Source organism: Arthrobacter russicus (assembly GCF_031454135.1).
In the GTDB taxonomy this organism is placed as follows: domain Bacteria; phylum Actinomycetota; class Actinomycetes; order Actinomycetales; family Micrococcaceae; genus Renibacterium; species Renibacterium russicum.
This window is the reverse complement of sequence record NZ_JAVDQF010000001.1, coordinates 2,318,651-2,342,265: the sequence shown is the minus strand read 5'-3', so window position 1 is coordinate 2,342,265 and position 23,615 is coordinate 2,318,651. Positions and strand designations below refer to the sequence as shown.

General features: G+C 63.6%; 16 protein-coding genes and 2 tRNA genes. 9 read left to right on the top strand and 9 right to left on the bottom strand.

Translation table 11 applies throughout. The features are described from left to right. Positions 1-24 precede the first annotated feature (24 nt). The 4 genes from JOE69_RS10925 to JOE69_RS10910 form a co-directional block, all read right to left on the bottom strand. Positions 25-2,856: an FtsX-like permease family protein gene (locus JOE69_RS10925; protein WP_309798651.1), complete on the bottom strand. Its 2,832-nt coding sequence runs from the start codon at positions 2,854-2,856 to the stop codon at positions 25-27. Between the two features lie 26 nt (positions 2,857-2,882). Then, positions 2,883-3,614 (bottom strand): ABC transporter ATP-binding protein, encoded by a 732-nt coding sequence (locus tag JOE69_RS10920; protein ID WP_309798649.1) that lies wholly within the window; start codon positions 3,612-3,614, stop codon positions 2,883-2,885. Further along, positions 3,611-4,207, bottom strand: a complete 597-nt coding sequence (locus JOE69_RS10915) for a PadR family transcriptional regulator (RefSeq protein ID WP_309798647.1) — start codon at positions 4,205-4,207, stop codon at positions 3,611-3,613. The genes JOE69_RS10920 and JOE69_RS10915 overlap by 4 nt, the downstream gene beginning before the upstream one ends. Before the next feature lie 72 nt (positions 4,208-4,279). Then, on the bottom strand, positions 4,280-5,239 hold the full coding sequence (locus JOE69_RS10910; protein ID WP_309798645.1) for an NAD(P)H-quinone oxidoreductase: 960 nt from the start codon (positions 5,237-5,239) through the stop codon (positions 4,280-4,282). A gap of 278 nt (positions 5,240-5,517) precedes the next feature. On the opposite strand from JOE69_RS10910, the gene JOE69_RS10905 reads away from it, so the two are divergent. The 4 genes from JOE69_RS10905 (at position 5,518) to JOE69_RS10890 (ending at position 8,085) form a co-directional block, all read left to right on the top strand. Continuing rightward, positions 5,518-5,605: transfer RNA gene (locus JOE69_RS10905), tRNA-Ser, on the top strand. Between the two features lie 124 nt (positions 5,606-5,729). Continuing rightward, positions 5,730-6,332 (top strand): TetR/AcrR family transcriptional regulator, encoded by a 603-nt coding sequence (locus JOE69_RS10900; protein ID WP_309798643.1) that lies wholly within the window; start codon positions 5,730-5,732, stop codon positions 6,330-6,332. 93 nt (positions 6,333-6,425) lie between these two features. Beyond that, positions 6,426-7,583: an agmatine deiminase family protein gene (locus tag JOE69_RS10895; protein WP_309798642.1), complete on the top strand. Its 1,158-nt coding sequence runs from the start codon at positions 6,426-6,428 to the stop codon at positions 7,581-7,583. Between the two features lie 49 nt (positions 7,584-7,632). Continuing rightward, positions 7,633-8,085: a DUF1579 family protein gene (locus tag JOE69_RS10890; protein ID WP_309798641.1), complete on the top strand. Its 453-nt coding sequence runs from the start codon at positions 7,633-7,635 to the stop codon at positions 8,083-8,085. A gap of 81 nt (positions 8,086-8,166) precedes the next feature. On the opposite strand, the gene JOE69_RS10885 is transcribed toward JOE69_RS10890, so the two are convergent. Both JOE69_RS10885 and JOE69_RS10880 read right to left on the bottom strand, forming a co-directional pair. Then, positions 8,167-9,717 (bottom strand): ricin-type beta-trefoil lectin domain protein, encoded by a 1,551-nt coding sequence (locus JOE69_RS10885; RefSeq protein WP_309798639.1) that lies wholly within the window; start codon positions 9,715-9,717, stop codon positions 8,167-8,169. A 68-nt stretch (positions 9,718-9,785) separates the two neighbouring features. Beyond that, positions 9,786-10,976, bottom strand: coding sequence for a beta-1,3-glucanase family protein (locus JOE69_RS10880; protein ID WP_309798637.1), 1,191 nt, complete (start codon positions 10,974-10,976; stop codon positions 9,786-9,788). 417 nt (positions 10,977-11,393) lie between these two features. Here JOE69_RS10880 and JOE69_RS10875 point away from each other — a divergent pair, with 417 nt between their 5' ends. Continuing rightward, positions 11,394-11,897: a septum formation family protein gene (locus tag JOE69_RS10875; RefSeq protein ID WP_309798635.1), complete on the top strand. Its 504-nt coding sequence runs from the start codon at positions 11,394-11,396 to the stop codon at positions 11,895-11,897. Between the two features lie 248 nt (positions 11,898-12,145). Then, positions 12,146-16,672, top strand: coding sequence for an ExeM/NucH family extracellular endonuclease (locus JOE69_RS10870; RefSeq protein ID WP_309798633.1), 4,527 nt, complete (start codon positions 12,146-12,148; stop codon positions 16,670-16,672). A gap of 107 nt (positions 16,673-16,779) precedes the next feature. Here the strand turns inward: JOE69_RS10870 and JOE69_RS10865 are convergent, their stop codons facing one another. After that, positions 16,780-18,600: an FAD/NAD(P)-binding protein gene (locus tag JOE69_RS10865; protein WP_309798631.1), complete on the bottom strand. Its 1,821-nt coding sequence runs from the start codon at positions 18,598-18,600 to the stop codon at positions 16,780-16,782. A 25-nt stretch (positions 18,601-18,625) separates the two neighbouring features. Between JOE69_RS10865 and JOE69_RS10860 the strand changes: the two genes are divergently transcribed. Together JOE69_RS10860 and JOE69_RS10855 are read left to right on the top strand one after the other, a co-directional pair. Then, complete coding sequence (locus tag JOE69_RS10860) at positions 18,626-20,758, top strand: prolyl oligopeptidase family serine peptidase (RefSeq protein ID WP_309798629.1); 2,133 nt, start codon at positions 18,626-18,628, stop codon at positions 20,756-20,758. A gap of 381 nt (positions 20,759-21,139) precedes the next feature. Continuing rightward, positions 21,140-21,227: transfer RNA gene (locus JOE69_RS10855), tRNA-Ser, on the top strand. A gap of 173 nt (positions 21,228-21,400) precedes the next feature. Here the strand turns inward: JOE69_RS10855 and JOE69_RS10850 are convergent. Continuing rightward, positions 21,401-21,571, bottom strand: a complete 171-nt coding sequence (locus JOE69_RS10850; protein WP_309798627.1) for a hypothetical protein — start codon at positions 21,569-21,571, stop codon at positions 21,401-21,403. A 124-nt stretch (positions 21,572-21,695) separates the two neighbouring features. Then, positions 21,696-22,073, bottom strand: a complete 378-nt coding sequence (locus JOE69_RS10845) for a DUF6907 domain-containing protein (protein ID WP_309798625.1) — start codon at positions 22,071-22,073, stop codon at positions 21,696-21,698. A gap of 435 nt (positions 22,074-22,508) precedes the next feature. Here JOE69_RS10845 and JOE69_RS10840 point away from each other — a divergent pair, with 435 nt between their 5' ends. Beyond that, complete coding sequence (locus JOE69_RS10840) at positions 22,509-23,576, top strand: hypothetical protein (protein ID WP_309798623.1); 1,068 nt, start codon at positions 22,509-22,511, stop codon at positions 23,574-23,576. The last annotated feature ends 39 nt before the right edge of the window (positions 23,577-23,615 follow it).

The window sequence follows — 23,615 nt, the reverse complement described above, 5'->3', positions numbered from 1 at the left end:
CGGGTTCGGCAAGGGCGAGCTAGCTCATACCAGGGTTTGCCGGCGTTCCCCGGGGAGTGCGCTCCGGGTGATCAGCCAGGCGATTCCGGCGCCCAGAATCGGCACCAGCACCGCCAGCGCCAGCAAATGCAGCCACGGCACCACAATGGTCAACCGGTCGACCATCAGGATCATCAGGACGGCGGGCAGCACCCCGAGCAGGATTCCCAAGACGCTGCCGATCAAGGCGGTCATGGCGATCTGCACCGCGGCCAAGGATTTCCGGATCCGCGGCGAGGCCCCGATCCCGGCCAGCGTGGCCTGGTCGGCGCGGCCGTCCGCGAGCGCCAGTCCGGCAGTGATGCCGGCGGCACTCAGGATGATCAGTGCGGCCAGCGCGAGGACCAGCCACAGCTGCAGGGCGGAATCATCTTTGAAGCCGGTCTCCACGGCGAAGTAGGGCACGGGCGGCCCGGCCCGGGTGATCTGGGCTTGCACTGCGGCGGTCTCCGCCTGGCTGAGTGAACGTTCGAATTGCACCAGGAGCGTGTTGTCCGCGACCTTCAAACCCAGCCGGGCAGCCGTCTGCTCGGAGATGAAAGCGCTGTACATCAGTGCGTGATCGGGCGCTCCGACCACAGCCGGCAAGCGGACGCTGCTGTTGATGCGGAACTGATCGCGTTGCAAACCGCCGTACCCCATGGCCGGCTGCTGCCGGACATCACCGACCCCGATTTCCGCCTGACCGCTGGCCTGAAGCAATTCGTCGGAAACCACCACGCCGCCGCCCGCCAGCGTCTGCAACGCATCCGGGCTGGGCTGGTGCCCCAACAAGGCTTCGAGCTCCGCGGGACCGCCGATCAGGATGCTGGGATATGAGCTGCGCCAGCCGGTTCGGCACCGCGGATCGAGCCGGTCCGTCGGACGCGAATATTGGTCCAGTGGGCACCTGCTGCTTTGCGGAACCACCAAGGTGTGCTTGAGGCAGCCTGCAGAATCCATTCCCTTCGGCTCTTGGTCCGGATTGCCGAGCCAGCACAAGGCGTTCTGTTCACCACGCAGCGTCCAGGACCGGAATGGGACCGGAGTGCCCCGGGCGATCTCCCGCGCCAGGTCTTCCGGTGCCAAGCTGTCAATCCGGGCGGAACCCTGGTCGCCCGAGCCGGAGTAGACGGTATTCGCCAGGTTCAGTGCTGCCTGGTTGAAGTTCGCGGACCAGGAATAGCTCTCCTTGCCGCTCTGCATGACGCTGGCCACCACGACGACGGCGGCAGCGGCGAGCGTGGCAGCCGCCAGCACCGCAGCAATCGCCGGAACCGTGCGTCCGCGGTTCCGGGCCGAATCACGGGCCGCCAGGCGCCAGACCAAGGGGAGCCGTCCGGCGCTCCGGGTGGCTCCGGCAACCAGCCGGCCCAGAAGGAGCACCACGCCCAGTACCGCGAACACCGCGCCGCCGATCAGCAGGATCGGGTACACCGGCGGCTCGCCTGGGCTTCCCGACCGCTCGGCCAGCCCGACCGGAACTCCGGTGAGCATGGCGACGGCGCCGCAGCCCAGAAGCGCCAGGCCGGCCCGGGCCGGCCAGCGCCGGGGCTCGGTGACGCTCCGGCCACCGCGCAGCGCGGCCATCGTCGCTTGCCGGGCCACCGCCCGGGCAGGCAGCAATGCCGCCGCATAGGCGGCCAGGACCGCGACCACGATCACCGTTCCGGCGACCCAGTAATTGGGATGCAAGCCGGCAAAACTTCCGCGGCCGATGCTGCGGAAATAACCGACCGCCAGGAGCGCCGCCGCCATCCCGCCGCCGGCGCCGAGGACCCCGGCGGCCAGGCCCAACCACACCGCGCCCGCGGTGACCATGGAGCGGAGCGTCTGGATTTCGGCGCCGGTGGCGGCCAGGAGCGCCAACTCGCGCTGGCGCCCCTTCGCGCCCACGGCAAACGCGGCACCCGCCAGTAAACCGACTTCGAGCAGGGCCAGCGTGCCGATCAGGCCACCGAGATAATAGGCGCCCTCCTGGTTCGAGCCGCCGAAGTAGCTCCAGCGCTCGCCGTCCGGCGGGTTTTCCAGAACCGCTCTGGAGAGCACCACGACACCGCTGCGGTTGAGTTCTTTGATCTGCGCCCAGGTGACCGGCTGGTCGCCGTCCACGAAGTAGGCGGCTTCGTCCGCTGCGGACACCCCGGGCAACAACGGCGGTAATTCACCCGGACGCAGGTACAGGGCGAACTCCCGGGTCTCGACATTGCTGTCCAGTATCGTTCCCACCACGATGAACTGCCCGATTTCAGTGGAAATCACCCCGCCCAATTGCACCTTGGCCGCCTGCAGCAGCCCGGGCGAAGCCAAGACCTCCGCCGGCGCTTCGGGCGGTCGTCCTGAGCCGAGCGTGTATTTCCCCTCGAACACCGGGTCGAGCACCTCGGACTCGATCACCCTGGTTTGCTTGTCCGGCGCGAGTCCGGCGACATCCAGGAACCTTTCGCGCCAGCTGACCGCGCGGTAACCGGAGGGGATCGCGCCGCGTACGTCTACCGGGTTGGCATTATTTCGGATGGAACTCGGCATGCTGAACTCTCGGTCGTCCAACGGGCTCTGTTGCTGGTACGGGGGCTTCATCGAGGTTTTCGTGAATTTGGCCTGCGCCTTACCGAGCAGCATCGAGACCGCCTCGGCTTGGGTGGGCACGGCTGATTCGCCGAAGGTCGCGGCGGCGCTCAGTCCGAATACCGGCAGCATGATCAGCAGCATGATCAGGATCGATCGCCCGCGGTGTTTGCGGATGTCCCGCCAAGCCATTTTCAGTGCCAGCCGATAGCGCCGCCAACGCCCACCGGGCAACGGCGACAACTCGAGCGGCGCGGAATCAGCAGGCACCGCGGCCACCCTCCGCGCAGCTCGGCTCAGTCACCGTGAAAGGCAGCGGCGAGCAGCATCGACGGGTCGTTCTGCGACACCGATTCGTCCACGACCCTGCCATCACGCAGAAAGACTACTCGGTCCGCCCAGGCCGCATGCCTGGCTTCATGGGTCACCAGAACCACCGCGGCTCCGGAATCGGCCCGGGCACGCAAGACTTCGAGGATGCCGTCCCCGGTGGCCGAATCCAAGGCTCCAGTCGGTTCATCGGCGAGGATCAGCCGGCGCTCGCCCACAATCGCCCGAGCAATGGCAACCCGTTGCTGCTGGCCACCGGACATCTCATCCATGAAGCGGTGCGCGACTTCCGGGATGCCGACCTGGCGCAGGGCGTCCATCGCCTCATCCTGCGCCTTGGCCGAGGCCACGCCATCGAGTTCCCGGGGCAAAGCCACGTTTTCCAATCCGGTCAAGGTGGGCACCAGGTTGAAGTCCTGGAAGACATAGCCCACGGCGCGCCGGCGCAGCCGGGCCAATTCGTTCAGGCCCAATCCGTTCAACGGAGTGTTCTCCACGAAAACCTCACCGGATGTGGGTTGGTCCAGGCCTCCGGCCACGGTGAGCAGCGACGATTTTCCGGAGCCGGAAGGGCCCATCACCGCGACGAATTCGGTGGCGTGCACGGTCAGACTGAGGTTCCGCAGGGCGGCGATCGCGGTTGCTCCGCTGCCGAAGGTCTTGCTGACTCCGGTCAACTGCAGGACTTGGTTGCTCAACGGATCGCCTCTCGTTGCAGCTCCTCCGGCATGGCGGCTTTCCGCCGTTCCGGAGCCGATTTCCGGGCCGACGCGCTGCGCACGACTCGGGATTCGCAATGGTCCAACCAGCGGACCTCGGCTTCAGTGGAAAAGATCAACGAGTCCAGGACCAGCAGCCAGGCGACATCCGTCTCGGCGGCATCCGCGGCCGAATCCCGGCGCGCTTTGGTGTAATCCTGGAGCGCCCGCATGGACGCCGTCCGTTGCCCTTGGATGATCCCGGCTACGTCGACCCCGGGAAGAGTCACCGCTAGGGCCAACTTGATCGCGAGTTCATTGCGCGGTGGATTGCTGCGCTCCACAGGTTGGCTGAACCAGTCCTGGACCTCGGCGCGGCCGGTGTCGCTGATGCTGTAGATCACGTGGCCTTCGCCGTCGTCGCCGTCCTTGACGATCAGCGAATCCCGTTCCAGACGGTCCAGGGTGGTGTAGACCTGACCGATGTTCAACGGCCAGGTGGCACCCGTGCGCTCCTCGAACTCGAGCCGCAATTCGTAGCCGTAACGGGGCCGTTCTTGGAGCAGTGCGAGCAGCGAGTGTCGGATCGACATCTGGTCTCCTTCGATTGCATACTGCGTATGGCCAATCTAGCCATCCCGCGCTGCAATGGCAAGCACCGCGGCTCAGATAGTCAGCAGGACCTTGCCCTGGTGCTCCCCGGAGTCGAAATAGTCATGCGCCTGGCGGGCCTGGTCGAGCGGGAACGTCGCACCGATGCTCGGCTTGATCGTGCCTTGTGCAATCAGCGGCCAAACCACCCGGCGCACCTGCTCCATTACCGCGGCCTTCTCGTCGACCGGCCGGGAACGCAGCGTGGTCCCGATCACCGAGGCACGCTTGCCCATCAGCGCCGCCAGATCCAATTCCGCGGAGCTGCCGCCCTGCAAACCGATCACGACCAGACGCCCGCCCAGAGCCAGCGCTTCGAGGTTCCGCGCCAGATAGGATCCGCCCATGACGTCGAGGATCACGTCTGCGCCGCCGAACCGTTGGGCTGCGCCGACAAAATCCTGTTCCCGGTAGTTGACCGCTTCATCGGCGCCGAGCTCGAGGATCTTTTCGCACTTCGCGGCGCTGCCCGCCGTGGCGATGACCCGTGCGCCCAAGGCCTTGGCCAGCTGGATCGCCATCGCCCCGATGCCACCGGCCCCGCCATGCACCAACAATGTCTCACCCGCTTTGAGGCCGGCGATCATGAAGACATTCGAATAGACCGTGGCCGCCACTTCGGGCAAGCCGGCGGCCGAAACCAGGTCAACTCCCTCGGGCACCGGGATCACTTGCCCGGCAGGCACCGCCACGCGCTCGGCATAGCCCCCACCGGCCAGCAGCGCCACCACTTCTTGGCCCTTGCGAAAACCGTGCCCCGCCTCGGCGATCCGCCCCGAGACCTCCAGGCCGAGATACTCCGACGCGCCGGGCGGCGGCGGATAGAAGCCACGACGCTGCATCACATCGGCCCGGTTGAGCCCAGCAGCAGCGACGTCGACGAGGACTTCGCCTTCCGCGGGCACCGGTTCCGGCACCTCGGACAGCTCCAACGCTTCGGGGCCGCCGGGCTCGGTGATCGTGATGGCTTTCATGGTTCCTCATTCTGCCGTTTGCGGATTCAGACATCCCGGGCGCAGCCGCACAACGGGCTCCGTCTTTAGCAGTGAACCACGCCCGATCGGGCAAAAATTCCCAACGCAGCCTTGATCCGCGTTTTGTCGGGGCGAGTTTGTCCCATCGGGTCAACCAACTCGTTGGGATAAACCATTCGGTCCCAAGGAGTTCGCCGGCTGGGTGGGATACAGCCGCGGCCCGGCACCGGCCAAACGCTTTGATAGTTGCCCCCGGTACGTGAAACACTAGGGAACCTGGAAGGTTGTCCGAGCGGCCGATGGAGCTGGTCTTGAAAACCAGTGGGCGGTAACCCCGTCTCATGGGTTCAAATCCCATACCTTCCGCGTGCACGAGGGAATGCCCCGGAATCCTGGCGATCCCGGGGCATTTTCACGCCCGCTTCACGCCCGCTCCGCAGCTCGCCCTTTGCTCCGGAAGCGCCCGCGCTGACTCGATAGACTCTCTGCAATGGGAACCAGGGACCAAAACCGCGCCGAACGCGAAGCACTCATCATCCAGGCGACTTCGGCAGCCATCGCCGAGATGGGCTTTTCCGCGGTCCGGGTCACCGACATCGCAGAACGCGCCGGAATGACCGCCGGCCACATCAGCTACTACTTTCCGGTCAAGTCCGAACTCCTGATGCTGGCGATCCGTGCCACCGAAGCGGAACTGATCGACGAGGCGGCCACCTCGATTGCCGGAATGACGGATTCATGGCAACGCCTGGAACGCCTGATCGAGCTTTCAGTCGCACGCGAAGTGCACGACCCGGACTGGGCCCTGTGGCTGGAGATCTGGGCCGAATCCCTGGACCACCCGGAGATCGCCGCGATCCATCATGAGCTCGACGGCCGCTGGCGCGAGCTGCTCAGCCAGGTCCTGGAAGCGGGCATGGCGGACGGCGCCTTCCGGCGATCGCCGGTCGCCGATGCCGCGATGTTGATTTCCACCTCGCTCGACGGGCTCTCCACCCAGCTGACCGTCGGCACACCGGGTTTCAGCCCGGCCGAACTGCGCCGACTGGCCACAACGCTTTGCTCGGCACTGCTGGCACCGGGCACCGGGTAAGCCACGGATTTGCATAAACTTTGGTTGTCATCCAAAATTGGATGACAACCAAAGTTTTATCCCGCCAGACGACACAGACATCGAGGACCGGCCATGATCTCCCGCCGACGCATGTTGACCGCCGCGGCGCCACTGCTCGGCCTCGGCCTGCTCGGCTGCGCCCCGACCGGCAGCACTCCCGCCACCGGCCAAGCCGGCCCGGCCGGCTCCACCAACGAGACGGACAAGCCCGTGAAATTGAACCCGGACCGGATTTTCAACGCAGAATGGGAAACCCACCAGAAGACGTTCATGTCCTGGCCCAATCGGCAGATCTGGGGCAAAGACCTGGCCTACGTCAGGGATGACATCGCCAAAGTCGCCCGGGCGATCACACAGTTCGAAGAAGTCGTGATGCTGGCCAGCCCCGGCGAAGAGGCCGAAGCCCGCTACCAATGCGGTTCCGGCGTGACCGTGCTGACCCTCGGCGTGGACGACCTGTGGTCCCGGGACACGGTTCCGGTGTTCGTCAATGGCGCCGGCGGCCTGCGCGGCGTCGATTTCAACTTCAACGGCTGGGGCAACAAGCAACAGCACGGAAACGACGGCGGCGTCGCCAAGGCGCTGCTGGCAGCACTCGGCATGCCACGGATCCAAACGCCGATCGTAGCCGAAGCCGGCTCGCTGGAAACCGACGGACAGGGCACCCTGCTGGTCACCAAAAGCTCCATGCTCAATGACAACCGGAACCCCGGCATGTCCCTGGAACAACTGGACGCCGGGCTCAAGGACCTGCTCGGCGTCAGCAAGGTCATCTGGTTCGACGGCGTCTACGGCCAGGACATCACCGACGCGCACGTCGACTCGCTGGCCCGCTTCACCGCGCCGGGCAAAGTGCTGCTCGATGTCCCCGGTGAGGGCGCCCCGGTCGACGACTGGTCGAGGTCCTCGGAGCAAGCCCGATCCCTGCTCCAGGACTCCCGGGACGCGAACGGCCGGGCCTTCGAGATCATCGACCTGCCGCAACCCGATTTCAGTAAGATCCGCGGCCAGGACGACGACTTCCTGGCCTCCTATGTGAACTTCTACGTAGCCAACGGAGCCGTCCTCCTGCCGCAATTCGGCGATAAGAAGGCCGACCAGCGAGCGCAGGGAATCCTGCAGGACCACTTCCCGGGACGCAAGGTGATCGCGCTGGACATCGACACCATCGCCTCCGGTGGCGGCGGCATCCACTGCGCCACGCATGATCTGCCGGTCGTCGCGGTCTGAAAACAGCCGCTCCGGGACTGGGCGGTCATCCCGGACTTAGACTCTCAGCATGACGATCATCGACTACCTGACCCCGGCCCTGGGCAGCTGGCAGGGCAGCAACGGCATGCGGCTGCGCCCCACCGACGACTACGAACGCTCCGAGGCGAGCGCCGAAGTGCAGATCGCCGCCCGGAACTTCATTGCGATCGACTACACCTGGTCCACCGAGGGCCAGGCCCAAGACGGCCTACTGCTGATCAGCGACGCCCCGGAACCTGCAGCAGCGAAGGCGGTTTGGGCGGATTCCTGGCACTCGTCCGAGAGCTGGATGGAGTTCCGCGGCGGCCTCGCAGACGGCCAGCTGGTCCTCGAAGCCAGCTACCCGGCACCGCCCGGGCCGGATTGGGGCTGGCAGATCCGCATCGATCCGGGAACCGGTGACGGGCCGCGGATCACGATGCACAACCTGATGCCGGAGCACCCGGCCTACCAGGTCGTCGAGCTCGTCTTGAAGCGCTGAGCGGCCGCGGAAAACTCCAGAAACGCGGTGTTGGCCCGGGCGATCGCCCGGGCCAACACCGCGTCATAGTCCTTCAGCGGCTCAACCCAGCCGCCACTTCTGGTTCGGGTTTCCGGAACACTCCCACAACTGCAGAGGCGTTCCGCTGGCGCTGTTGTTGCCGGTCACGTCCACGCACTTGTTCGCCAGAATCGAGACCAAATCCCCGGCCCCGCTCAGCGTGAACTGCTGCGCCTTGTTCCCACTGCAATTCGCCAACTGGATCGCGGTGCCGTTCGCCGTATTGGCCCACGCAACGTCCATGCACTTGCCACCAGCGCGAACCGTGCCGTCGCCGGCGAAGTCCCATTTCTGCGCGCCGCTGCCGTTGCAATCCCAAAGCTGCAGCCGCTTGCCGTCGGCGAAGTCCGAGTTCGGCACGTCGATGCATTTGTTGGCCAGGCCGATGATCGACCGGCCACCGCCTCCGCCGCCCTGCAGCTTGAGCCGCAGCCCGTATTTCTGCAGGATCGGCTGCAGCGGCTGGAAGATCGAATCTCCCCCGCTGGAGCAGTTGCCGGAACCGCCCGAGGTGACGCCCTGTGCCTGGTTGCCGGAGATGAAGGATCCACCGGAGTCCCCGCCTTCGACGCAAGCGCTCGTCGTGGTCATTCCGTACACCGCACCCTCGGAATAGTTGACCGTGACGTTCTTGGCGCGGATGTTGCCGCAGCGCCAGCCAGTGGTGCGTCCGGAACGGCAGATCGAGGCGCCCACTGCAGCCTCATCCGAACCGTTGACGGCAACCGCCCCGCCGTTGTAGTTGTTCACGTTGGCCTGGACGTCCCAATTGCCGTTGGTCTGGACCCAGGCGTAATCGTTGCCCGGGAAACTGGAACCACGGTAGGTGCCCATCTCCCCGCCGTTGAAGCCCTGGACATTCTGGCCGTTGGCGCCGCAGTGGCCGGCGGTGACGAATCCACCATCGACCGCGAAACCAATGGAACACAGGATGTACCCGCCCGAGACATTCCGGCGGAACTCATCGCCACCGCGGGTGACGTCTTTGGGTTCGTAGCCGGCGTTGACCGAAAGAGTCCTAACCGCCGAAACGTCGGCGCCGGACTTTTGGATCAAGGCATCCGCTGCTGCCGCGTCCTGGGACTCCACCACCACAGTATTGCTGGTCGGATCCACATACCAAGAACGTACTGAGCTCGCAGCTTCCGCAGTCTTGGCATCGAGCGTCGCCTTCACCTGGTCCAACTCATCGAGACTCCGGCTGACCAGCACCGGATTCGCGCCGCTGGCGGAAATCAGCGCGGACTGCGCCGGATCCGTGGTGCCCACGGAAGGCGTCATCGAACCCTTCGACAACCAGGTGCCTGCGTAAGCCTTGCCGAGCGAAACGCTGAGTTTACTCTCGACCCGTCCGGCGTCGGCATCCGCAGCGAGTTGCGATTGCACCCCATCGGCACTGAGCCCGAGGTCGCGCTGCATCGCCTTCGATTGTGCGGCCGGAATCGGATCCGAAGTGGGAATTGCCGACGTCGTGCTTGCGTTGCCTTCCAGCGCAAGCGGTCCGGACGGCGCCGCCTCCGCCATGCCCATTCCGGCCGCGGTCAGCAGCATCGCCAACGTCAACGCTGTCATTGTTCGGTACTTTGCCATAGTCAAGCTCCTTTCAGTGATGTTTCAGTGGTGTTTCAGTGGTGTCCAACTCAGTTGAACGAGGTGATCTCGATGCCTGCGGACTGCGGGTTGCCGTCCTGGACCAGCGATTCCTGGGCTCCGACGTCATCGAACGGGAAGGCGTAGGCCTTTTTGTCCGCCATGTTCGCGTGCACCACCCGGGCGTAGTGATTGGTGCGGTCTTTGGTGTAGAAGGTCGAAGGATTCAGTGTGGGCTGCTGGTCGTAATCCGCCAGCGTGGACCGGTTCAGCGCCGCCCCGAGGGTGCGCGCGATCGGGCCGACCACTTGGTCGTTGGGGGCCTGCAGATTGCCGTCGCAGTTCCAGACATTCGCACTGCTGGGCTTGTTGAAGCTGGCGACCCGATTGCCCGAGGTGTCCGTGAAAACCATGGTGTCGCCTTGCGTCCGGCCGATGAACTTGACCGCAGGGCGATCGCCGAACGGCACCACGGTGAGCGGTTTGTTGGCATAAGTGCTCCAGGCCCGGGCGATTTCCGCGTCGAGGTATTTGCTGTCCAGCAAACCGACGCCGGTGGCTTTTCCGGCGGAAAGGATCCGGACCACGGTGCCGTCGCTGCGCTGGATCACCGAACGCTGCCAATCCGGCAGCGCCCGGATCTGCGAAATGATGTTCTTCCGCCCTTGCGGCACCAGCGCGCCGGCCTTTTTGGTCACTCCGTTCTGCCCGGTGACCGATACCGTATGCGGCACCGCGAACATGTCCACTTGCGAGGAATTCAGCCAGATTCCGGCATCGTTGTAGGTGAACTCACTGAAGTCGAACAGGATGTTGTAGTTCGGGTCGCTGGGGTTGGATTCGGCTGGTTGGACCAACCCGTCCGGAGTCAGTCGGAAGTCGAGCTTGCTGCCGAAAGCCAGGTAGATCCGCCCGGAAAAGCCCTTGGGGACCTGGAGCGAAGACGAGCCGCCCTTGCCGGCACCGGCCATCGAAACATCCGGTGCCGGAGTGGGCGGATTGGCGCCACGCGGCCAGGGCGTGAAGTTGCCGGACTGATTGACGTAGCCGAGCCTGCCGGTAGTCAGGTCGGTTCCGAGGACATACAAAAAGAGCTGCTGGTCCAATCCGGAATTGTTGCTGATCGTGAAGGTCAGCTTTGCCGGGGCGGCGGCGTTGGCTACTGCATTGGGGCCAATCGCTGCGGCGATCGTCGCTACGGGCAAAGCGAGCAGAATTGCCCGCCGTGAAATTGATGTCATGATGCTTCCTTGCTGGGTCAGGAAGGAGCTCGGCTATCGATGGAAAACCGTCGGCCGAGACCCCAGGCGATGAGCAGAAAAGGTGCATTGGACCCGTCCGCCCTGGTCTATTCCAGGACAGTCGGAAATATCCATGACCAATGTTTAGCATTAGAACTGTCGAAAAACGACATAAGTTTGCTGAAAGTTGTCCGTTAAAAGTAGAATTCCGTTATTTTGGGCAACTAAGTCGCCTAAAGGCGATAACCCATCCGCAGCTCGGGCTGAAATTGCGACTCATGATCGCAATTCCGGTCGGAATCAGCAAAAAGCCTGTATATTTGCTGTGTTTCTGCTGTAGTGTCCTGATTTGGGGCGGGCTCTCGCCGTACCTCTCGGGCGCTGCCCGGACTGCCAGACCATGCTGAGGAGTTCACGATGTCATACCGATCGACGCCCGCCACCTTCCGGACTTCAGTACCCGCAGCCGGCGCGTTGCTGCTCGGACTCCTGCTCAGCGGATGCGGCCTGATCGGCGGCAACGACGCCCAGCGCGACCCTTCCGGCACGGTTACCGCTTCGTCCACCGCCGACGCATTCACGATCAAGGTCGGCGATTGCGTGAATGAACCCGAAGGCACCACCTTCAGCGAAATCGTGGCGATCCCCTGCGACCAGCCCCATGACCTCGAAGCCTATGCATCGACGAAACTGCCCGACGGCGATTTTCCCGGCAGGTCCGCGATCGGCGACAAAGTGGATGAATTCTGCGATCCGAAATTCCTGGAATTCGTGGGCATCGCCTACAACGACTCGAGCCTGAGCAGCGTCCCGTTCACGCCCACTTCGGAAAGCTGGAGCGGCGGCGACCGGGAAATCGTCTGCCTGGTCGGGCAGGAAAAAACCAAGACCACCGGCACGCTCAAAGCTTCGAACAAATAGCTTTCCCGGTTCGGACCACGGCAATTGCGACCGGATGCCTCCCAGGTGCGCGACTGTCGCAGCCTATGTTTGGTAACTTATCTCCATTGCGCAACCTGGAGTTAACCACTTTCTGGTTGGCTGGCACGCAGAGTCCCGTCATCGTTCACTCGCACCCCCTGTTTCGGTTCAGGGACCGATGACGCTCGCCACTGCGGCCTCCTGCGCCGGGTTGTGGCTCAACGAAGAGTATGAAGAATCGGGGAAAAATGACAGTGAAGTCCATGCGCGCCGCGCTGGGCACGCTCTTGGCTGCGGGTCTCATCGCCGCACCGATAGCTGCCTCGCCAGCTCTGGCCGCCAACGAAAACCCCACTCCGGCAGAAAGCGCGATTTCCGCGTCCCCGGTAGTGATCAATGAGGCCTACCTCAACGGTGGGAGCTCCGGAGCCAGCTACAAGAACAAGTTCGTGGAGCTGTACAACGCTTCCGACGCCGCAGTGTCCTTGGACGGCTGGTCGCTGCAGTACCGCAGCGCCACCGGTTCCGCAGCACCGACCGGGGTGGCCCCGCTCAAGGGCTCCATCGCGGCCCGCGGCTATTACCTGGTCAAAGGCAACTCGAACGCCGCCAACGGGGCCGAGCTGCCCGCGGCGGATGCGGACGCCTCCAACTTCAGTTTCAGCGGCAGCGCCGGGACCTTGATCCTGGCCAAGAAGTCCAGCGCGCTGAACCCGCTGGCCACCGGCTCGGTCACCGGCAACCCCGACGTCGCCGATCTGCTCGGCTACGGCAGCTCCAATACCTTCGAAACCGCAGCGGCGAGCGCGCCGAGCGTTTCCAAGTCGCTCAACCGCACCGGATTCGCGGATTCGGACGACAACTCCAAAGACTTCAGCCTCGCCGCGCCCACTCCGCAGGGCTCCGGCGGGACCGGTCCGGTCGATCCGGGCCCGGGCAACCCGACGATTTCCACGATCAAGGAGATCCAGGGCGAATCGGACAGCAGCCCGCTGGTCGGCAAAAACGTCACGACCCGCGGATTGGTCACCGCCGCCTACCCGACCGGCGGCTTCAACGGTTACTTCATCCAGACTCCGGGCACCGGCGGCGACATCGACTTCAGCACGCACAAGGCCTCGGACGCGGTCTTCGTCTATTCCCCGGACACCGTCGGCCAAGTCCGGATCGGCGATTACGTCGAGGTCACCGGAACCGTCAGCGAGTTCCCGGCCACCGGACCCTCGCTGACCGAAATCACGGTCCCGGCGGGCAAACTGGCGAAACTCACCGATGCCGCCCCGGCGGTCAAGGCGGCCGCCGTCGGGCTCCCCGGAAGCGACGCGCAGCGCGAATCGCTCGAAGGCATGCTGCTGGCGCCGACCGGCGACTTCACGGTTGCCGACAACTACTCGCTCAACAGCTACGGCGAAGTCGGCTTGGCTGCCGGAACCGCGCCGCTGACCCAACCGAACTCGGTGTACCCCTACGGATCCGCCGAGAACACCCAGCTGGCAGCGGACAACGCCGCGAAGTCGATCGGGCTCGACGACGGCGCGAGCACCAACTTCCTGAGCAAGGCCAATCAAGGCTTGCCGCTGCCCTACCTGACCAAGACTGATCCGGTCCGGGTCGGCTCCGCGGTCAGCTTCAAGACCAACGTGATCATGGACCAGCGCAACGGCTCCTACAAGTTCCAGCCGCTGAGCCAGCTCACCCCGGACAACGCCGCCACGGTGCAGCCGGCCGGGTTCGCGAACACCCGGACCACCGCTCCGAACCAGGTCGGTGGAAATCTGAAGATCTCCTCCTTCAATGTGGAGAACTACTTCATCCACACCGGGGACCAGGATCCCAAGTGCGTCGCCTACACGGACCGCGACGGCAATCCGATCACGGTGCAGAAGGGCTGCAATCAGCGCGGCGCTTGGGATCAAGCGAATCTGCAGCGTCAGCAGGACAAGATCGTCGCCGGGATCACCGGCACCGGAGCGGACATCGTCTCGCTCGAAGAGATCGAGAATTCAGCGAAGTTCGCCGATACCGCAAATGACCGGGACAAGGCCCTGCGCACTCTGGTCGAAGCGCTCAATGCTTCAGCGGGCTCGGCCGTCTGGGACTATGTCCGTTCCCCGCAGGCCCGGCCGGACGCCAGCAAAGAAGACGTAATCCGCACCGCGTTCATCTTCAAGCAGGCCGCGGCAGAGCCGGTCGGCGATTCGGTGATCCTCGACGATGCAGCCTTCACCGGCATCGCGCGGCAGCCGTTGGCGCAATCCTTCAAAGCCAAGGGCGCGGCCGATTCCAGCCAGTTCCTGGCCATCGTCAACCACTTCAAGTCGAAAGGCTCCGCAGCGACGCCGGACGACACCGATAAGGGACAGGGCAACTCGAACCTGGCCCGGGTCAAGCAGGCCCAAGCCCTGCTGGGCTTCGCGGACCAGCTGAAGACCGACAAGAACACCGACAAAGTACTGCTGATCGGTGACTTCAACTCGTACAGCAAGGAAGACCCGCTCAACAAGCTCACCGATGCCGGCTACATCGATTTGGAGTCCGGCAGCGGCAAGCAGACCTACCTCTTCGGTGGCCGGATCGGATCCCTGGACCATGTCTTCGCCTCGCCGTCGATGAAGGCCCAGGTCACCGGAGCCGATGTTTGGAACATCAACTCCGTGGAGTCCGTGGCTTTGGACTACTCGCGGTGGAACTACAACGTCACCAACTACTACAACGCTGATCCGTACCGGGCCAGCGATCACGACCCGGTCGTCGTCGGGCTCAATGTCCCCGGCGCACCGGCGCCGGACAAGGAACTGAACTTCCTGAACATCAATGACTTCCATGGCCGGATCGACCAGAACACGGTCAAGTTCGCCGGAACCGTGGAGCAGCTCAAAGCCGCTTCGCCGGCCGGGGCCACGGCATTCCTCTCCGCCGGAGACAACGTTTCCGCTTCGCTGTACGCCTCTTCGGTGCAGGGCGACCAGCCCACCATCGATGTGCTCAATGCGCTCGGCTTGCAGGCATCGGCCGTCGGCAACCATGAGTTCGACAAGGGCTACAACGACCTGGTGAACCGGATCCAGCAAAAAGACGGCACCCCCAACGCGGCATGGTCCTACTTGGGTGCGAACGTCTACAAAAAGGGCACCACGACCCCGGCGCTGCCGGAGTACAAACTGCTCACCGTGAATGGTGAAAAGGTCGCGGTGATCGGTGCCGTCACCCAGGAGACCGGAACTCTGGTCAGCCCCGAAGGGGTCAAGGACTTGGACTTCGGCGACCCGGTCGAGGCCGTGAACCGGGTAGCCGCGAAGCTCCAGGCGGACAAGGCCGCGGACTTCATCGTGGCGGACTTCCACGAAGGTGCCGGATCCGGTGCGAAAGACGGCGCGACGATCGAGCAGGAAATCGCCGCCGGCGGCGCCTTCGCCGACATCGTGACCAAGACCTCGGCAGCGGTCAACGTGATCTTCACCGGCCACACGCACAAGGAATACGCCTGGGACGCGCCGATTCCCGGCAAGCCGGGGAAGACCCGTCCGGTGCTGCAGACCGGCAACTACGGCGAGAACGTCGGCCAAGTGCAGTTGATGGTCAACCCGAACGACAAGTCGGTGACCAGCTACACGGTCAAGAACAACCCGCGCAGCACCGCGGCCGACGCCGACCTGGTGGCCAAGTACCCGGCGGTCGCGAAGGTGAAAGACATCACCGACAAGGCGCTGGCCTACGCCAAAGCCGAAGGCAGCAAACCGCTGGGCAGCATCAAAGCGGACATCACCACGGCGTACACCACCGATCCGAAGACCGGCGCCAAGGTCCGCGACGACCGGTCCAACGAATCCACGTTGGGCAATTTGGTCGCCGATTCGCTGAAGGCCACCTTGGCTCCGGCGAACCTGGGCGGTGCCGAAATCGGCATTGTGAATCCAGGCGGCCTGCGCGCCGACCTGCTGTTCAAGAATGCCAATGCCGACGACGGCGTGGTCAACGTGGCCAACGCCAATGCGGTGCTGCCCTTCGTGAACAATCTATGGACTACTACCCTGACCGGGGCGCAATTCAAGACGTTGCTGGAGCAGCAATGGCAGCCTGACGGTTCCTCCCGGACCTTCCTCGCGCTCGGCGTCTCGAAGAACGTTTCGTTCACCTATGACCCCACCCGGGCCAAGGGCGATCGGATCACCTCGATCGTGGTCAACGGCGGATTGATCGATCCAGCGAAGGATTACCGGATCGGCACCTTCAGCTTCCTGGCCACCGGCGGAGACAATTTCAGCGTCTTCAAAGAAGGCAAGGGCACCAAGGATTCCGGTTTGATCGATCGCGACGGCTGGTTCGACTACATCACGAAGAACTCCCCGCTCAGCCCGGACTTCAACCGCCGCGGCGTGCTGATCACCGGGGCTCCGGCCTCGGTGACCGCGGGCCAGCAAGTCACGGTGAAGCTCAGCAAGGCCGATCTGACCTCGCTGGGTACGCCGGCGAGCAGCTCGGTCAAGGTCCGTTACGAGCCGGAAAGCGGCGCTGCCAGTGATCTCGGCACGGCCAAAGTCACGGCCGGCGAAGCCGAGATCAGCTTCAAAGTACCGGCCGCGCTGAAGGGCGGCAAATTCACCCTGACCACGGATACCGGGACCAATAGCCGGTTGCCGATTTCGGTGCCCACCACGAGCGAGCCTCCGGGCAACATCGTCGATTGGGTGATCAAGACCGTCGTCGGAATCGTCAAGGTGGTTGTTCCGGTGGTCGTCAGCATCCTCAAGGGCCTGTTCTGGTGGATCCGCTGATCTAGCCCCGCTTCTCCCCGCGCGAACGCACACTTGGTGCGGGTGTTTTTCGTCAAACACCCGCACCAAGTGTGCGTTCGGGGGCGACTAGGTAGGTTTTTGGGCCGTCAGCGGGTGCGGATGTCCTGATTGAGAATGTCCTGGGCGATGGCATCGGCGTCGAGCAAAGTCCGGTAACCGCTGCGGTACTTCGAGCCGGCCTCGGCGGCGATCGCACTGCCCCACTGTACCGAGGACAACTGCAAACCGATCACGTAAATGCTTTGCTGAACCGCGCCGTCGGCGTCCACCGCTCGGTATGGCGGAGCGCTGACGTCCAGCCCGCTGGTCGCCTCCGGAACGTCCGTGGCCGCGAGCATGACTTTCGGCCGGACCAGGCCTTCGTCCAGGAGCTGGTTGAGCAGCGCGGAGGCATTCTGCAGCACCCGGTTGGCCGGGGCCATCGCCTCGACCAGTTGCCGGGCGCGGACCGGTTCGCCGGCCACCCAGGGCGAACTCGCGCTGAAGCCGTCCTGGTCAACCGCAAACACCGGATCCGGTCCGATGAACTGGACCACCCCGGCGCGAGCCGCGGCGGCCAGTTGCTCGATCCGCAAGGCGGGCGGCCCGGAAGCCAGCCCTTCCACCAGCGATTCGAACCAGCCGCGCAGTTCGCGCAGCCAGGACTCTTCGGTGATTCCGCCGTCGGCCACGAAGTCCTTGATCAGCGCGCGGCCTTCGTTCAAGGCACCGATCGCCATTTTCACCGGGTCGGATTCGCCGGCGGCGGAGCCGGCCACATCGGCGTCCAAGTACTCGAGCACGGCGCGGCCGAAGTCTGCACGATCGGCGAAATGACGGCCCTGGAACGGCTTCGCCAAAGCCGCGATGTCCAGCCGATCCGGCTCCGGCAGCTGCAATTCGAAAGCCTGGAGCCTGGCCTCCCAGTCATCCGATTGCAGAATCGCAGTCAACCGATCCGCATCTGCGGCCGACCGGGTCGAATAATAGGCCCGCACAACGTCCCTCTTCAGCGCCGGCCAGATGTCATGTTCGAAACCCGGCAGGCCTACCCGCGGCTGATCCAAGGCCGCGTGCAGAAATTCCAATGAAATACGCTCCGGATAATACGATTCCAGCGTCGCTTTCGCCCGGTATGGCCCACCCCGCCGGGAGGCTGCCAAGATCTTCGGCTCCCGGCCACTGGGTCGGTAGACCAAGGTGCCGTCCACCCGGTCGAACCGGCCACCGCGGCCTTCAGTCCACTGGCTGAGCAGGTCGAAGAAGTTCAATCCCATGCCACGCACCAATACCGGCTCAACGGCGGCGACCGCCGCCCAGTCGACGTCGGCCGGGATTGCCGGCGGGAAGTATTCGAGCCGCCATTGCGCCGCGGCCTCGGCGAAGACGGATTGCTCGCTGCCCAGCTCCGCGGGCACGTGCCCCAGGGCGAGCACCACGGCATCGGCTTCGAGCCGCTCGCCGGATTCCAAATGAACCGAATGAGCCTGGCCCCCCGGTTGCCGACGCACCGCGAGCGCCTCGCTCGGATGCCAGCGCAATTCCACGCCATCCGGCAGCTGGCGGCGCAACTCATCGAAGGTCCAGCGCAGGTACTGGCCGTAACCCGCCCGGGACGGATAATCGGCGCGGCCCAGTTCCGGCCGGAACCGTTGCCGCCAGGCGTCGAAGCTGAGCCCGGTCGGCGATGCCGCGACGACGCCATGGTCGGGCACCACAGTGGGGAAGAACGACGGCGTGTTCATCAGGTAGAGCTCAGATTGGTCGGTCCGCCAGACGCGGCCGGCACCGGGTTCGAACGGATCGACGAGATCGATCCGGACCGGGCGGGGATGCTGCCGGAGCTGTGCCACGAGCCGCTCCACTACCGAGGTGCCCCGGGGCCCAGCGCCGATGACGGCAATACGCAATAGGGCTGACTCGGGCATGGAATGAGCTTACTAGGATGGAACCATGACCCCAGACGAGAGCCAGATCACAGCGCCGACAGCACAGTCGGCCGACGAGCAGACCGATGACAACCTCTGGTTGGAAGACAGCTACGGCAGCGAACAATTGGACTGGGTGCGCGAGCGAAATGCCCGCACCGATGGCGCACTAGTCAACGCCGAGTACCGCGCCTTGGAAAACCGCATCCTGGAAGTGCTGGATGCCAAGGACCGCATTCCGGCCGTGCTGAAGCGCGGCGAGCACTATTACAACTATTGGACCGATGAGCAGCACCCGCGCGGGCTCTGGCGCCGGACCAGTTGGGCTTCGTACCAAACCGCCGAGCCGGATTGGGAAACCGTGCTCGATGTGGATGCGCTCGGTGCCGCCGAAGGTGCGCAATGGGTCTGGCACGGCGCCACATTCCTGCGTCCGGCGGACGGTGCAGCGCACCGTCGCTGTCTGGTGCTGCTCTCCCCCGATGGCGGCGACGCCCACGTGCACCGCGAGTTCGACGTCGTCGACAAGGCTTTCGTCGACCCCGCCGCCGGCGGCTTCGTGATCCCGGTGGCGAAAGGCCAGGCCACGTGGCAGGACGCGGACACCTTGTTCGTGGCCACCGACTTCGGCCCGGGTTCCCTGACCTCGTCCTCTTACCCGCGGACTTCGCGGGTCCTGCGGCGGGGCCAGAGCCTGGCCGGGGCCGAGCTGGATTTCGAGATCCCGGCCGAACATATGATGGCGGTCGTCCAGCACGACAGCACCCCGGGATTCGAACGGGACGTCGCCGTGGACGTGATCGACTTCTTCGCCTCGCAGAGCTACCTGCGCCGGGACGGCGAATGGCTCGCCCTGGACGTGCCCACCGATGTGTCCGTGGATCTGCATCGGCAGTGGATGCTGCTGCGGCCGCAGTCGGACACCGAAATCGGCGGCGCGGCAATGGCTGCAGGCTCATTGCATGCGATCGATCTGGAAGCCTTCCTGGCCGGATCACGGGACTTCAGCACGGTCTTCGAACCGGATGCCGCGACCGCTCTGCAATCGTGGACCTGGACGAAGAACTATCTGGTGCTCGAGCTGCTGCATGACGTTTCGACCAAAATCATGGTCACCGATCCGGAACGCAACTTCATCGGCCAAGAACTCGACGCGTGCCCGCCGCTGCACCTGGCCACCGTGTCCGCGGTGGACGACGATGCCGACGACGACGGCCCCGAAGGCGCGATCGGCGACGACGTCTGGCTCGTGGTGACCGGATTCCTCACACCCAGCACCTTGTTGCGCGGTTCCGTGGCGCCGGGGGCCGCCGCGGCCCTCGAGATCAAATCCACGCCGTCGTTCTTCAACGAATCCGAGTACACCGTGGAGCAGCACTTCGCGGTTTCCGCGGACGGGACCAAAGTCCCGTATTTCCAAGTGGGGCCGAAATCCCTTCACCTTGACGGCGGAAACTCCGTCTACCTTTCCGGTTACGGCGGATTCGAGGTCTCCCGCACTCCGGCCTACAGCGGAGTCATCGGCCGCGGCTGGCTGGAGCGCGGCGGCGTCTACGTGCTGGCGAACATCCGGGGCGGCGGCGAGTACGGGCCGTCGTGGCATCGGGCCGCGTTGCAGGAGAATCGGCACAAGTCCTACGAAGACTTCGCTGCAGTGGCCCGCGATCTGATGGCCCGCGGCGTGACCCAGCGCTCGAAGCTCGGTTGCGACGGGCGGAGCAACGGGGGCTTGCTGGTGGGCAATATGCTCACCCAGTATCCGGAGTTGTTCGGCGCGGTCTCCTGCGGTGTGCCGCTGCTGGACATGAAGCGGTACACGAAGCTCAATGCCGGCTTCTCCTGGATCGCCGAATACGGCGACCCCGAGGTGCCGGAGCAATGGGAGTACTTGAAGACGTTTTCGCCGTACCACTTGCTCCGCGAGGGGGTCGACTACCCGCCGACCTTCATTTGGACCGCGACCTCGGATGACCGGGTGGGCCCGGTGCAGGCTCGGAAGATGGCTGCCCGGATGGAAAAGATGGGGATTTCGCCGCTGTGGTACTACGAATCGTTAGAGGGCGGCCACTCCGGTGCTGCCGACAACAAGCAGGCTGCCCGGTTGCAGACCGCGCCCTTGGAATTCATGTGGCGGGCCTTGAACGGTGGGCAATTATGAGTGCGGCGTTGTGACCGTCGAGATCCGCAGTGTCGATGGCCCGGCACTGGGTGGCCGATAGCCGCGGATGCGGTCCGGAAGCACGCGCTCTGGGGCTTGTATGTCTTGCAGTCGCATCAGAAGCAGGGGCTGGGCAAGGCGCTGCGCTGGGCGACCGGCCCGCGTCGTGGGTGGCTGCGAACGCCAACGCGATCGCTTTCCACGAACACGCTGGCTTCGCTCTGGACGGCGCCCGGGAGGTAGTCACGGACTGGGGAAACCTGGTGGAGCTGCGGATGATCCGCTGAACCGGAGACTCCACCAGGTTCACTTTGCGTGTTGGGTCACAAGTTCGGTAACCTTGTGAGGCTGGCTCCAGGCTTCTACTGGGGCCAGCACTTTGGAGACGTGCCAGAGCGGCCGAATGGGCTTCACTGCTAATGAAGTGTGGGGCAAAACTCCACCGGGGGTTCAAATCCCCCCGTCTCCGCCGGAAGCGCCCCGGGATCCTCGTGATTCCGGGGCTTTTTCATTGCCCACGTCCATCACCGCGACGCTTTGGCAGGTCCAAGTGCGCTAAACAGGTGCACATGTGAACCTGTTTATACCGTTTCCACCTGCCAACAGCTTCCTCGAGAGATCTGCCGCCGCTTTAAAGCTGGACTATTTTTCGACAGGACGCGTGTCGACCAGGGGCATTGTTGTCCCCTTGCCGAAGTGTGCTTGAAGTGCATGTTTGACAGCCAAGCGAACGATGGCATAAAGCAAGAACAGCGTCACAACAATCGGCAAAATCGCTGCCACCGGGGCCAAATAGCCAAAGATCGTTTCCATCTTCATACTCTTCACTCGCTCCATGTCGATGTCAATGACATTCCGAATAGCCATACAGGATGGTTTTACTGCGACCCGGTCGAAGCCCTAACGTTGCGAGCCCCATCTACACCGAGCTAAATCCTCATGCTCCCGCGATGTGATCCAATAGCTCTCCGAGCTTATGGTGCAACCGATTCGCGCTTTCAAAGCTCACTTCAAAACAACCGTTGTAGCCCTCATCGGCCAGGCTCACCATGGTCTCAGCAGTACCGATCCGCTGCCAGACCACCAGGTGAAGATGGCCAGCGACTAGCTCATCGGCGGGTTCATCAAGGGTGCTCTGATCCAACCAAACAGCAGGCACGGCAACGATCTGGCTTTGATGTTTACGGTCATCGGGGAAATCCTCTTCTTGATGCTGTTGTACGCACCAACTCGGACAAGGCCCTGTCTGCCACGAAGGCCAGTGCGAATCCATCCGCGATCGCTGCGACGATTCGTGCTCTGGAGCCTCTGACATCTCGAATCTTCCCTCTCACCAACACTTGCCTTGATGCTGCGTGGAAGCACGATGCTATCGGAGCGCTTCACGGCCCGGGAAGGCAGGACAGGCGAAGCTGACTTACCGAAGCAGGAGCCTTTCCTCGATTCCAGGGCCGACAACCGCTCGACCTCCCACTCGGGGTTCGAAAGCCATCCCTCGTCTCCGCTGACCCTCTGGCTTCTGTTCATGGTCAGAAGGCTCAGTTCTTTTTCGAAACCACTCCGAGGTGAAGTCTGGTCAAGGAGTGCGGAGTCGACCGAACTCCTGAGAATCAGGGCTCGTCTTGTTTGGCATGCCCATCGGCTATTACCAGGGTCCGCTGAGTGATTTGATGGGTGTGTCAAACAACCCCACTACAGACCCAATCGATCTGAAAACCAGGCAAAACAGCCAATTTGGTATCGTCACCACATGGGGGAAAACTTCGTCACCATTCTTTTCATGAGCATCATCCTCATTTTCCTCTGGGTTCTCAGCATCGGAATACTCAGCAGCATCAGCTCAACCGGGAACGAGAGCAACACCCAGTACGAAAAGTTCCTAAGCCGCCGCAAAAAGTGGCCAACCCTGAAGCAAATCAAAATGCCTGGCAGGAACTTCCACCCACACCGGCATTGGAAAAAACTCGAAACCTTTGAAATGCCACTGTTGACCACTGCATTCGAGGCGCACAACCGTCTGTACACCATCAGCATCACTCTGGCGACCCTCAGCACCATCGGAATGACCATCGGCGTGGCCGGCCTCCTACAAGCCTACGGAGGTATGCACATTCTTCTGGCAACGTACTTGGTGATCGGAACCTTCTTCCTGAGCTCTGCTTCGATCCCGGCGACCAGTGCAACATATGCCAAAAGGTGGACAAAGCGCGCCCCCACGACTTGGAAGATGCTCATCTCAGGACGGATAGTTGGGCTCACTCTCCGAGCCAACCTCAGAAACGATAGACCTCTCAAATACGGTCGTATTCGGCCTGAACTATTGGACGTCTGCGAAGCTCACTTGACCACACGATACCCGCAGGCCCCCGAAGGGTCCTGGAGCGCCAAGCAAAGACGCTTGGACTGGCTAAACCAGCTAGCCCCACACCTGAATGCCAAAAGAACCATCGGTTCCAAACCCATCCCCGAAGACAACGCCCAGGACGTCATCCGTTGGCTCGACAAGACCGCCAAGCTACTGCAGGAAAAGCCCAAAAACGGAAACCATGCACGACAGCTCTCCGACGCTGAGCTTGCGCAGATCCCCTCACGCTCCCCCGAATTTCCTTCAAAGATGTTCGCCTGGATGCTCGTCGCGCTCGGCGTAATGCTGTTCGTCATCGTGCTCATTGGCCAATGGTTGCTCGACGGCAACGATCCAAGCGGCCTGTGGGGAACAATCGGGCAGATCATCGCCTCCGTGGTGACACTGGTGCCACTGGGCGTCGCAATTCTGAGCTATCTCAGTTATCGCAGACAAAAACAAGCTGCCATATAGCTGGCAACATTGGCTGATAAGGCTTGCCAGGAAGGTTGG

Bases quoted from the DNA above. Each gene is read 5' to 3' on its own strand.
- JOE69_RS10915 (WP_309798647.1), bottom strand. From the start codon at position 4,207: ATGTCGATCCGACACTCGCTGCTCGCACTGCTCCAAGAACGGCCCCGT.
- JOE69_RS10910 (WP_309798645.1), bottom strand. From the start codon at position 5,239: ATGAAAGCCATCACGATCACCGAGCCCGGCGGCCCCGAAGCGTTGGAG.
- JOE69_RS10900 (WP_309798643.1), top strand. From the start codon at position 5,730: ATGGGAACCAGGGACCAAAACCGCGCCGAACGCGAAGCACTCATCATC.
- JOE69_RS10895 (WP_309798642.1), top strand. From the start codon at position 6,426: ATGATCTCCCGCCGACGCATGTTGACCGCCGCGGCGCCACTGCTCGGC.
- JOE69_RS10890 (WP_309798641.1), top strand. From the start codon at position 7,633: ATGACGATCATCGACTACCTGACCCCGGCCCTGGGCAGCTGGCAGGGC.
- JOE69_RS10885 (WP_309798639.1), bottom strand. From the start codon at position 9,717: ATGACAGCGTTGACGTTGGCGATGCTGCTGACCGCGGCCGGAATGGGC.
- JOE69_RS10880 (WP_309798637.1), bottom strand. From the start codon at position 10,976: ATGACATCAATTTCACGGCGGGCAATTCTGCTCGCTTTGCCCGTAGCG.
- JOE69_RS10875 (WP_309798635.1), top strand. From the start codon at position 11,394: ATGTCATACCGATCGACGCCCGCCACCTTCCGGACTTCAGTACCCGCA.
- JOE69_RS10870 (WP_309798633.1), top strand. From the start codon at position 12,146: ATGACAGTGAAGTCCATGCGCGCCGCGCTGGGCACGCTCTTGGCTGCG.
- JOE69_RS10865 (WP_309798631.1), bottom strand. From the start codon at position 18,600: ATGCCCGAGTCAGCCCTATTGCGTATTGCCGTCATCGGCGCTGGGCCC.
- JOE69_RS10860 (WP_309798629.1), top strand. From the start codon at position 18,626: ATGACCCCAGACGAGAGCCAGATCACAGCGCCGACAGCACAGTCGGCC.
- JOE69_RS10850 (WP_309798627.1), bottom strand. From the start codon at position 21,571: ATGGAAACGATCTTTGGCTATTTGGCCCCGGTGGCAGCGATTTTGCCG.
- JOE69_RS10845 (WP_309798625.1), bottom strand. From the start codon at position 22,073: ATGTCAGAGGCTCCAGAGCACGAATCGTCGCAGCGATCGCGGATGGAT.
- JOE69_RS10840 (WP_309798623.1), top strand. From the start codon at position 22,509: ATGGGGGAAAACTTCGTCACCATTCTTTTCATGAGCATCATCCTCATT.